The sequence below is a fragment of the Streptomyces sp. NPDC006602 genome (assembly GCF_042870385.1).
Lineage (GTDB): Bacteria > Actinomycetota > Actinomycetes > Streptomycetales > Streptomycetaceae > Streptomyces.
The window spans coordinates 1-9,736 of the sequence record NZ_JBIAHG010000079.1 but is presented as its reverse complement, the minus strand read 5'-3'; the positions used below and the strand labels follow the sequence as shown (position 1 = coordinate 9,736).

Annotated in this window: 9 protein-coding genes and 1 pseudogene; 8 read left to right on the top strand and 2 right to left on the bottom strand. The window is 69.5% G+C overall.

What is annotated here, in order from left to right; all coding sequences use genetic code 11:
- Together ACFYO2_RS49095 and ACFYO2_RS49090 are read left to right on the top strand one after the other, a co-directional pair.
- A pseudogene (locus ACFYO2_RS49095) lies at nt 1-161 on the top strand (formyl-CoA transferase); the annotation flags it as partial.
- 1 nt (nt 162) lies between these two features.
- Nucleotides 163-714 carry a beta-class carbonic anhydrase gene (locus ACFYO2_RS49090; protein ID WP_388363912.1) on the top strand — a complete coding sequence of 184 codons (552 nt, stop codon included), beginning with the start codon at nt 163-165 and terminating at the stop codon, nt 712-714.
- A 15-nt stretch (nt 715-729) separates the two neighbouring features.
- On the opposite strand, the gene ACFYO2_RS49085 is transcribed toward ACFYO2_RS49090, so the two are convergent.
- Nucleotides 730-1,422 (bottom strand): GntR family transcriptional regulator, encoded by a 693-nt coding sequence (locus ACFYO2_RS49085; protein ID WP_388363909.1) that lies wholly within the window; start codon nt 1,420-1,422, stop codon nt 730-732.
- Between the two features lie 214 nt (nt 1,423-1,636).
- Between ACFYO2_RS49085 and ACFYO2_RS49080 the strand changes: the two genes are divergently transcribed.
- Nucleotides 1,637-2,491 carry an acyl-CoA dehydrogenase family protein gene (locus ACFYO2_RS49080; protein WP_388363906.1) on the top strand — a complete coding sequence of 285 codons (855 nt, stop codon included), beginning with the start codon at nt 1,637-1,639 and terminating at the stop codon, nt 2,489-2,491.
- Nucleotides 2,492-2,509: 18 nt separating this feature from the next.
- Here ACFYO2_RS49080 and ACFYO2_RS49075 read toward each other — a convergent pair whose 3' ends face one another.
- On the bottom strand, nt 2,510-3,199 hold the full coding sequence (locus tag ACFYO2_RS49075) for a GntR family transcriptional regulator (protein WP_388363903.1): 690 nt from the start codon (nt 3,197-3,199) through the stop codon (nt 2,510-2,512).
- Nucleotides 3,200-3,502: 303 nt separating this feature from the next.
- Between ACFYO2_RS49075 and ACFYO2_RS49070 the strand changes: the two genes are divergently transcribed.
- The 5 genes from ACFYO2_RS49070 to ACFYO2_RS49050 all read left to right on the top strand — a co-directional run bounded on the left by ACFYO2_RS49070 (nt 3,503) and on the right by ACFYO2_RS49050 (nt 9,645).
- Nucleotides 3,503-3,982: an NAD(P)H-dependent oxidoreductase subunit E gene (locus ACFYO2_RS49070; protein WP_388363901.1), complete on the top strand. Its 480-nt coding sequence runs from the start codon at nt 3,503-3,505 to the stop codon at nt 3,980-3,982.
- Nucleotides 3,979-5,580, top strand: coding sequence for a formate dehydrogenase beta subunit (locus ACFYO2_RS49065; RefSeq protein ID WP_388363899.1), 1,602 nt, complete (start codon nt 3,979-3,981; stop codon nt 5,578-5,580). The genes ACFYO2_RS49070 and ACFYO2_RS49065 overlap by 4 nt, the downstream gene beginning before the upstream one ends.
- Nucleotides 5,577-8,411, top strand: coding sequence for a formate dehydrogenase subunit alpha (gene fdhF, locus ACFYO2_RS49060; protein ID WP_388363898.1), 2,835 nt, complete (start codon nt 5,577-5,579; stop codon nt 8,409-8,411). The genes ACFYO2_RS49065 and fdhF overlap by 4 nt, the downstream gene beginning before the upstream one ends.
- Nucleotides 8,408-8,620: a formate dehydrogenase subunit delta gene (locus tag ACFYO2_RS49055; RefSeq protein WP_388363896.1), complete on the top strand. Its 213-nt coding sequence runs from the start codon at nt 8,408-8,410 to the stop codon at nt 8,618-8,620. Before fdhF ends, ACFYO2_RS49055 begins: the two co-directional genes overlap by 4 nt.
- Before the next feature lie 92 nt (nt 8,621-8,712).
- Complete coding sequence (locus tag ACFYO2_RS49050; protein WP_388363893.1) at nt 8,713-9,645, top strand: LysR family transcriptional regulator; 933 nt, start codon at nt 8,713-8,715, stop codon at nt 9,643-9,645.
- The last annotated feature ends 91 nt before the right edge of the window (nt 9,646-9,736 follow it).

Here is a 9,736-nt window from a genome sequence, read left to right as displayed (position 1 = left end):
GCACCTTCACCACCGTCGGCAGCCCACTCAAACTCTCCGACTCCCCCGTCCACATCACCACCTCACCCCTCCTCGGCCAACACAACGAAGAGATCCTTCACGGTGAACTCGGCATCTCTCCCGACGAGTTGCCGCTCCTCAAGGCGCAGGGAGTGATCTGACATGTCGACGCCGGCATCCCGGTTCGTCCAGCCCACCCGCACCGCACCCGGCACCGGGACGGTCACGGACCGCCTCCTGGAAGCCAACCGTGCCTACGCCGCCGGATTCGTCGACCCGGGCATGGGTGCCCGCCCGGTTCTGCGCGTGGCCGTCGTGGCCTGCATGGACGCCCGCATCGACCTGCACGCCGCGCTCGGCCTGGAGCTCGGCGACTGTCATACCGTGCGCAACGCGGGCGGTGTCGTCACCGACGACACGATCCGCTCCCTGACGATCAGCCAGCGTGCGCTCGGGACCCGCAGCGTCATACTCATCCACCACACCGGCTGCGGTCTGCAGACCCTGACCGAGGACTTCCGGCACGAGCTGGAGGTGGAGGTCGGCCAGCGGCCGGCGTGGGCGGTGGAGGCCTTCCGGGACGTCGACCAGGACGTACGGCAGTCGATGCAGCGCGTGCGCACCTCGCCGTTCCTGCCGCACACCGACGACGTACGGGGCTTCGTCTTCGACGTGACGACGGGGCTGCTGCGGGAGATCGACCCGGGTTCCTGAACTCCCCGTCCGACGTCAGCCGCTCAGGCCGGCCACCGCGGCGATCTGCTTGCAGTAGAAGTCGGTGGTGTTCCGGGTGTGCCGGCGCATGAGCTCCTCGGCGCGGTCGCAGGCGCCCTCGGCGATGGCCTCGATGATCCGGGCGTGCTCGTTCCAGGCGTCCTTGCCGCGGGGCTTGGCGATGGGCATGTAGTACCAGCGCACGCGCCGGTCGACCTGGGGGATGAGTTCGGCGAGGACCGCGTTGCGGGAGAGACGGGTGATGTGGGTGTGGAGGGCGGCGTTGGCCTCCACGATGGCCCGGGCGTCGCCGGCCGCAAGCGCGGTGAGGCCGGTCTGCTGCAGTTCCCACAGCCGGGCGACGTCGCGGGGAGCGGCGTGCTGGGCGGCGCCGCGAGCGGAGTGGGTCTCCAGGAGGGCCCGGACGCTGAGGAGTTGGGCGCACTCTTCCGTGGTGGGGGAGTGGACGAAGGCTCCCTGGGAGGGGCGCAGGTCGACCCAGCCGGCGGTGTGGAGCCGTTGCAGCGCTTCGCGTATCGGCTGTCGGCTGACGCCCAGGTTCTCGGCGAGTTCGGCCTCGACGAGGTGCTGGCCGGGCTTGAGTGAGCCGTTGATGATCAGCTCGGTGAGCGCGTCGTAGACGGCCTGGCGCAGCGGGGCGGGGCGGCTGATCGGTCCGCGGGTTGCCACGGTGGGTGTGTCGGGCATGGGCCCTCTCTCCCTGACGTTCGGCTACTGACCTCAAACCATCTCGTTACGGGATACTGAGTTTAGTATGCAATAGACATTCTGCGTGGACTCTTGTCGTGAACTTCCTGGAATCCGCTCGGCCCCACCTCTGGCGCCTGGCAATGCATGCAACATACTGTATGCAATCATCGCTCGACCGTGCACCAGAAGCCGCTCCCGAGGGGGTCACCCCGTGTCGTACCGCACCGCTCTCTCAGAAGTCCTGACCAGTGTCATCGAACCCGCCGCCGGATCGACCGGCATCGAGGGCAGGTTCCCCCGCGGCGCTGTGACGGCCCTCGGCCGCACCGGGCTGCTGGGGCTCACCGTCTCCAGCGCCCTCGGTGGTGGCGGACTGGGGCTGCCGGAAGCCGCCGAGGTGGTGGCCCGGACGGCGCGTGTCTGCCCGGCGACGGCGGTCGCGCTCCAGTACCACTACACGGCGGTCGCCGTCATCGAGTCGTACGGCAGCCCTTGGCTGCGCGGCGAGATCGCCGCCGGACGCCACCTCAGCAGCCTCGCGCTCGCGGAGGCGGAGACCGAGACGCAAGCGGACGCAGACGTGGACGCGGACGTGGAGGACCGTGCCGACGTAAGGGGGGCAGAGGCCCAACTCCTCGCCCCGCGCGCCACTGCCGCCCGCTCCGGTGACGTGGTCGCCCTGCGGGGCCGTAAATACCAGGTCGTCGCGGCGGGAGAGGCCGACAGTTACCTCTGGTCCTCCCGGCCGCTCGCCGCGCCGGACGGCCTGAGCCTCTGGGTGGTTCCGGCGCACGCGCCGGACCTCTTCGTCCCGGCCCGGCCCGGTGGCGCGGGCCCACGCGGCAGTGCGACATCCACGGTGTGCGCCGACCCAGTGCTGGTTCCCGCCGACGCGATGCTCGGCGCGGACGGCGGCGGGCTCGACATCGTGCTGCGTACGGTCCTGCCGTGGCTGCTCGAACTCCGGGCCGCCGCCGGTGCCGAGGTCCTCCGCGCTCCGGCTCCGGCTCCCGGAGTCTCCCTCGGGGCCGCTCGCCGCCCCGTCGGCTCCCTCGCGTCGTCCTGAACCGTGCTGGGGGAGCCGTCAGTCCTGGCTCGCGTTGGCGGCGATCTGCCTTCGGTAGAAGTCGGTCGTGCGCTCGGTGTGCTTGCGCATGATCTCGCCCGCGCGGTCCGCGTCGCCCTTGGCGATGGCCTTGATGAGCTGGCTGTGCTCGTTCCAGGCTTCCTTGCCGCGGGGTTTGGCGATGGGGGTGTAGTACCAGCGCACCTTCTGGCCGACCTGGGCGATCAGTTCGGCCAGTACGGCGTTGTCGGCCACGGAGGTGATGAAGTCGTGCAGCGCGCTGTTGGCCGCGACCAGGCGTTCGACATCGCCGTCGGCGAGCGCGGCGACGCCTTCCAGCTGGAGTTCGTCAAGACGGTGAATGTCCTCGGGCTTCGCGTTCCGGGCGGCGAGCTGGGCCGAATAGGTCTCCAGTACCGCGCGGACGCCGAGGAGTTGGGCGGCCTCTTCCTCGGTGGGGGAGTGGACGAAGGCTCCCTGGGCGGGGCGCAGGTCGACCCAGCCGGAGGTCTGCAGTCGTTGCAGGGCCTCGCGGACCGGCTGGCGGCTGACGCCGAGGTGCTCGGCGAGTTCGGCCTCGACGAGGTGCTGGCCGGGCTTGAGTGAGCCGTTGATGATCAGCTCGGTCAGGGCGTCGTACACGGCCTGACGCAGGGGTGCCGGGCGGGTGACGCGCCGGGACGCTGCGGCCGTGAGTGCCTCGCGCATGGTTGTCCCGTTCTGCCGCTGGGCCCGCGGGCGACGGCTTTGCCAAGTGGGGACCGTCGAGAGGATTGCCGACGGCAGCGTCAGCATACAGGTTTTGGTATGCAAGATGGCGTCCGGCCGATGGCGTCGACGCCCTGGTCGGCGGTTCGACGGCCGGCCTCCGGACCTTTCCCGACTGGCTTCGTGACAGGTCTCGTGGCAGGTTTTCTTGATTGAGTTCTGTATACAGAAGCCTGTATGGGGTATTGTCTCAGTCTCCTGCAACCCTCGCCGGGGACCCGTGTGACGGAAGGCGAAGCGATCATGACGACCAGCGGGAGTGACGTGACGGTCGAGAGCGTGGTCCGGAGAGTGGTGGCCCGGCACCGGGGTGGGCGCGGTGCGCTGCTCCCCGTACTGCACGCCGTTCAGGCCGAGTTGGGCCATGTGCCGCCGGAAGCGATCCCGGTGCTCGCCGAAGAGCTCAACCTCTCCCGGGCGGACGTCCACGGAGTGGTGACCTTCTACCACGACTTCCGCCGCGAGCCCGCGGGCCGCACCACCGTGCGCATCTGCCGCGCCGAGGCCTGCCAGGCACTGGGCGCCGACGGCCTGGTGAGCTACGCCCGCGAGGCCGGACTGACCCTGGGGGAGACGACGCCGGACGGTTCGCTGACCGTCGAGCAGGTCTTCTGTCTGGGCAACTGCGCGCTGGGGCCGTCGGTGGAGGCGAACGGGCGGCTGTACGGACGAGTGGGCCCGGCCCGACTGGGCTCGATCCTCAACGGGACGGTCTCATCATGAACAACACTTCCCACTCGGCGGCGACGGTCTACGTCCCCCGCGACTCGGCGGCCAGGTCCGTCGGCGCGGACGAGGTCGCGCATGTGCTCCAAGAGGCCGCCGCCCGCGGGGACTTCGCCATCGACGTCGTACGCAACGGATCACGCGGCATGCTGTGGCTCGAGCCGCTGGTCGAGGTCGCGACCCCGCAGGGCCGCGTCGGCTACGGCCCGGTGCGCCCCGACGAGGTCGAGGAACTCCTCGCCGCCGGCATGCTCGACGGAGCCGACCATCCCCTGCGGCTCGGCCTCGTCGACGAACTGCCCTGGCTGGCCCGCCAGAACCGTGTCACCTTCGCCAGAGTCGGCGTGACCGACCCCCTCTCGACGCAGGACTACGAGGCACACGGCGGCCTCGTCGGGCTGCGGGCCGCCCTGCAACTCGCCCCCGCCGACGTGGTCGCGGAGGTCACCGCCTCCGGACTGCGCGGCCGAGGCGGCGCGGGATTCCCGGCCGGCATCAAGTGGAAGACCGTGCTCGACTGCACCGACGAGCTGAAGTTCGTCTGCTGCAACGCCGACGAGGGCGACAGCGGGACCTTCGCCGACCGGATGGTCATGGAGGGCGACCCGTTCCTGCTCATCGAGGGCATGACGATCGCCGCACACGCGGTCGGCGCGAGCGAGGGTTACCTCTACATCCGCTCCGAATACCCCGACGCCATCGCCACGATGCGCCGGGCGATCGGCATCGCGCGCGAGCACGGCTGGCTCGGCAAGGGCATCCTCGGCTCCGCACTCGACTTCGACCTGCACGTCCGCGTCGGCGCCGGCGCGTACATCTGCGGCGAGGAGACCTCCATGCTGGAGAGCCTGGAGGGCAAGCGGGGGATGGTCCGCGCGAAGCCGCCGATCCCCGCGATCGAGGGCCTGTTCGGCAAACCGACCGTGGTGAACAACGTGCTCACCCTGACCACCGTCCCCACCGTCCTGGCGAACGGCGCGAAGGCCTACCAGGACCTCGGCGTCGGCCGCTCCCGCGGCACCCAGGTCTTCCAGCTCGGCGGCAACATCGCGCGCGGAGGCATCGTGGAGACCGCCTTCGGGATCACCCTGCGCGAACTCCTGGAGGAGTACGGCGGCGGGACCCACTCCGGACGTCCGATGCGCACCGTGCAGGTGGGCGGGCCGCTGGGGGCGTACCTGCCGGAGTCGTCGTTCGACCTGCCGATGGACTACGAGGCGTTCGCCGAGGCGGGCGCGATGCTCGGCCACGGCGGCATCGTCGTCTTCGACGACACCGTCGACATGGCCGCCCAGGCGCGCTTCGCGATGGAGTTCTGCGCCGAGGAGTCCTGCGGCAAGTGCACACCGTGCAGGGTCGGTTCGGTGCGGGGCGTCGAGGTCATCGACAAGATCGTGGCCGGTACGCACCGGGACGAGAACCTGGCCCTCCTCGAAGACCTGTGCGACCTGATGACCGAAGGCTCGCTGTGCGCGATGGGTGGGCTGACCCCGATGCCCGTACGCAGCGCCCTCACCCACTTCCCCGACGACTTCCTCGGCGGCCGTCGACTCCTGGAGATCCAACCCGTACGAGCGACGGAGGGCACGGCATGAGCCTGCTCAAGGAACCCGACTTCGGAACCCCGGAAAGGCCCGGACCGGCAACGGTGTCGGTGGAGGTCGACGGCCTGCCGGTGACCGTCCCGGAGGGCACGTCGGTGATGCGCGCCGCCGCGCAAGCCGGCGTCGACATACCCAAACTGTGCGCCACCGACAGCCTGGAGGCGTTCGGCTCCTGCCGCCTGTGCGTGGTGGAGATCGACGGCCGGCGCGGCACCCCGGCGTCCTGCACCACCCCGTGCGCCGACGGGATGAAGGTGAGCACCCAGACCCCGAAGGTGGAGAAGCTCCGCCAGGGCGTCATGGAGCTCTACATCTCCGACCACCCGCTGGACTGCCTCACCTGCCCGGCCAACGGCGACTGCGAACTCCAGGACATGGCAGGCGTGGTGGGGCTCAGGCAGGTCCGCTACGGCTACGAGGGCGAGAACCATCTCGATGCCGAGAAGGACACCTCGAACCCCTACTTCGACTTCGACCCGTCCAAGTGCATCGCCTGCTCCCGCTGCGTGCGGGCCTGCGGCGAGGTGCAGGGCACGTTCGCGCTGACCATCGAGGGGCGCGGCTTCGACTCCAAGGTCTCGCCGGGCGCCGGGGAGACCTTCATGGACTCCGAGTGCGTCTCCTGCGGCGCCTGCGTCCAGGCCTGCCCGACGTCCACGCTCCAGGAGCGCTCGGTCGTCGAACTCGGCATGCCCACAAGGTCCGTTGTGACCACGTGCGCGTACTGCGGCGTCGGCTGCTCCTTCAAGGCCGAGCTGCGCGGCGACGAGTTGGTCCGCATGGTCCCCCACAAGGACGGCGGAGCGAACGAGGGCCACTCCTGCGTGAAGGGCCGTTTCGCCTTCGGCTACGCCACCCACCCCGACCGCGTCCTCAAGCCCATGGTCCGCGACCGGATCACCGACCCCTGGCGCGAGGTCGAATGGGACGAGGCCATCGGCACGGTCGCCCGCCGCATGCGTGAGATCCAGGACCGGTACGGCTCGAGCGCGGTCGGCGCCATCACCTCCTCGCGCTGCACCAACGAAGAGGTCTACGTCGTACAGAAGATGGTGCGCGCGGCCTTCGGCAACAACAACGTCGACACCTGCGCCCGGGTCTGCCACTCCCCGACGGGATACGGCCTCAAGCAGACCTTCGGCGAGTCGGCCGGCACCCAGGACTTCCGCTCGGTCGCCGAGGCCGACGTCATCGTGGTCATCGGCGCCAACCCCACCGACGGACACCCGGTGTTCGCCTCCCGGATGAAGCGCAGGCTGCGCGAGGGCGCCAAGCTCATCGTCGTGGACCCGCGCCGCATCGACCTGGTGCGCTCCCCGCACATCGAGGCCCAGCACCACCTCCAGCTCAGGCCGAGCACCAACGTCGCCGTAGTCAACGCCATGGCGCACGTGGTCGTCACCGAGGGCCTGGTCGACCGTTCCTTCGTGGACGCCAGGTGCGAAGACTTCGACGACTGGGCGGAGTTCATCGCCCGCCCGGAGAACAGCCCGGAGGCGGTCGAGGAGATCACCGGCGTACCGGCCGAGGAACTCCGCGCCGCAGCAAGGCTGTACGCCAAGGCACCCAACGGAGCCATCTACTACGGCCTCGGCGTCACCGAGCACAGCCAGGGCTCGACCATGGTCATGGGAATGGCCAACCTCGCGATGGCGTGCGGCAACATCGGCCGCGACGGCGTCGGCGTCAACCCCCTGCGCGGCCAGAACAACGTCCAGGGCTCCTGCGACATGGGCTCGTTCCCGCACGAGCTCCCCGGCTACCGGCACGTCTCCGACGACGCCGTACGCACCGTCTTCGAGAACCTCTGGGGCGGAACCATCCTCTCCGAGCCGGGACTTCGCATCCCCAACATGTTCGACGCGGCGATCGACGGCACCTTCCGCGGCCTGTTCGTCCACGGCGAGGACATCGCCCAGTCCGACCCCAACCTCCAGCATGTCACCGCAGCGCTCGAAGCCATGGAACTCGTCGTCGTACAGGACCTGTTCCTCAACGAGACGGCCAAGTTCGCCCACGTCTTCCTGCCCGGCGCGTCCTTCCTGGAGAAGGACGGCACCTTCACCAACGCCGAACGCCGCATCAACCGGGTGCGAGCGGTGATGAAGCCCAAGACGGGCAAGCACGAGTGGCAGATCGTCAGCGAGATCGCCACCGCCATGGGATACCCGATGTCCTACGACCATCCCAGCAGGATCATGGATGAAATCGCCTCCGTCACACCGACGTTCACGGGCGTGTCCTTCGAGCTGCTCGACAAGCTCGGCAGCGTCCAGTGGCCCTGCAACGAGGAGGCGCCGGAGGGGACGCCCATCATGCACGTGGACGAATTCGTGCGCGGCAAGGGCAAGTTCGTCGTCACCTCCTACGTCCCGACCAGCGAACGCAGCACCCGCCGCTTCCCGCTGGTCCTCACCACGGGCCGGATCCTCAGCCAGTACAACGTCGGCGCGCAGACCCGCCGTACCGGCAACGTCGCCTGGCACCCCGAGGACATCCTGGAACTGCACCCCCACGACGCCGAGGACCGCGGCATCAACGGCGGTGACATGGTCACCCTGGCCAGCCGCGTCGGGCAGACGACCCTGCGCGCGGAGATCTCCGACCGCATGCCGACCGGGGTCGTGTACACCACGTTCCACCACCCCGTCACCGGCGCCAACGTCGTGACCACCGAGAACTCCGACTGGGCGACCAACTGCCCGGAGTACAAGGTGACCGCCGTACAGGTCGCACTCGCGCGCCCGGACCGGCACAGCGACACGGAAGTCACCGACAACGACCTTGTCACGGTGGTGGATCGAGTGGGTGGATCGACATGACAGCGACCGTGCCGCCGGAGCGCAGGATGGCGAACGACATCGCCCGGAACCTCGGCCACCTGCCGGGGGAACGGGCCGCCGAGGAGATCGCAGGACACATCAACAGATTCTGGGACCCGCGCATGCGAACCAGGCTCTACGAGTCCGTCGACGCCGGAGCGGACGGGTTGGACCCCCTGGTGGTGGCCGCCGTGAAGCTCCTGCGCTGAAGCGCGGGCCGACCTCCTCGCGCGCCGGAGTTCCGTATGCTCGGACGAAGATCGCGGGATCCTCGCTCGAAGGGACTCGAAGGGAGTCGTTCATGCTGTTCCGGCAGCTCGAATACTTCGTGGCGGTGGCGAGGGAACGGCACTTCGCCCGGGCGGCGGAATCCTGCTACGTCTCCCAGCCGGCGCTCTCGGCGGCGATCGCCAAGCTGGAGCGGGAGCTGAACGTCACGCTCATCAACCGCGGGCACAACTACCAGGGCCTCACTCCGGAGGGCGAACGCCTCGTCGTCTGGGCCAAGCGGATCCTCGCCGAACAGGACGCCTTCAAGGCCGAGGTGGCCGCCGTGCAGTCGGGCATCACGGGCACGCTGCGGCTCGGGACGGACCCCACGGCGTCCACGACCCTCGCGCTGCCCGTGGCCGCCTTCTGCGCGGCGCACCCGCTGGCCAAGGTGCAGGTCCGTTCCCGCCTGTCGACGAAGGAACTCCACCGCCAGCTACGGGACTTCGAGCTGGACGTGGCGATCGCGCACTTCGACCCGGGCGACCAGGAAGGCCTGCAGGTCGTCCCCCTCTACCAGGAGAGATACATGCTCCTGGTGTCGGACGACCAGCTGACGTCGCAGGCCTCCACCATGACGTGGGCGGACGCCGCCCAACTGCCCCTGGCCCTGCTGACACCCGACATGCGCATCCGTCAGATCGTCGACACCGTCTTCGCGGACAAGGGGTTCGTCGTGACCCCACAGGTGGAGACGGATTCCATCGCCTCCCTCTACGCCCACGTGGGAGGAGGCCAGTGGGCGAGCATCGTGCCGAACACCTGGCTGCGCGCGATGCCGGTGATCGGCAGGACGCGAGCGCTGCCCCTGGTCGACCCGGAGGCCGGCGCCCAGGTCTCGGTGGCGATCCACGCCGCGACCCCCGGCTCGGTTGCCGCCCGCGCGTTCGTCAACGCCGCGACGGGCCTGTCCCTGGACGACTTCTTCGGCGGCCCGCTCCCCAGCGAGCACCGAGTGCGCTAGGGCCTGTTCCAGGTTCGGATCATGTTGGCCGGAGGCTGCGGATCCAGATCACGGCACCGCGTAAGTGGAGTCCGGCGAGGTAGCTGGTGGC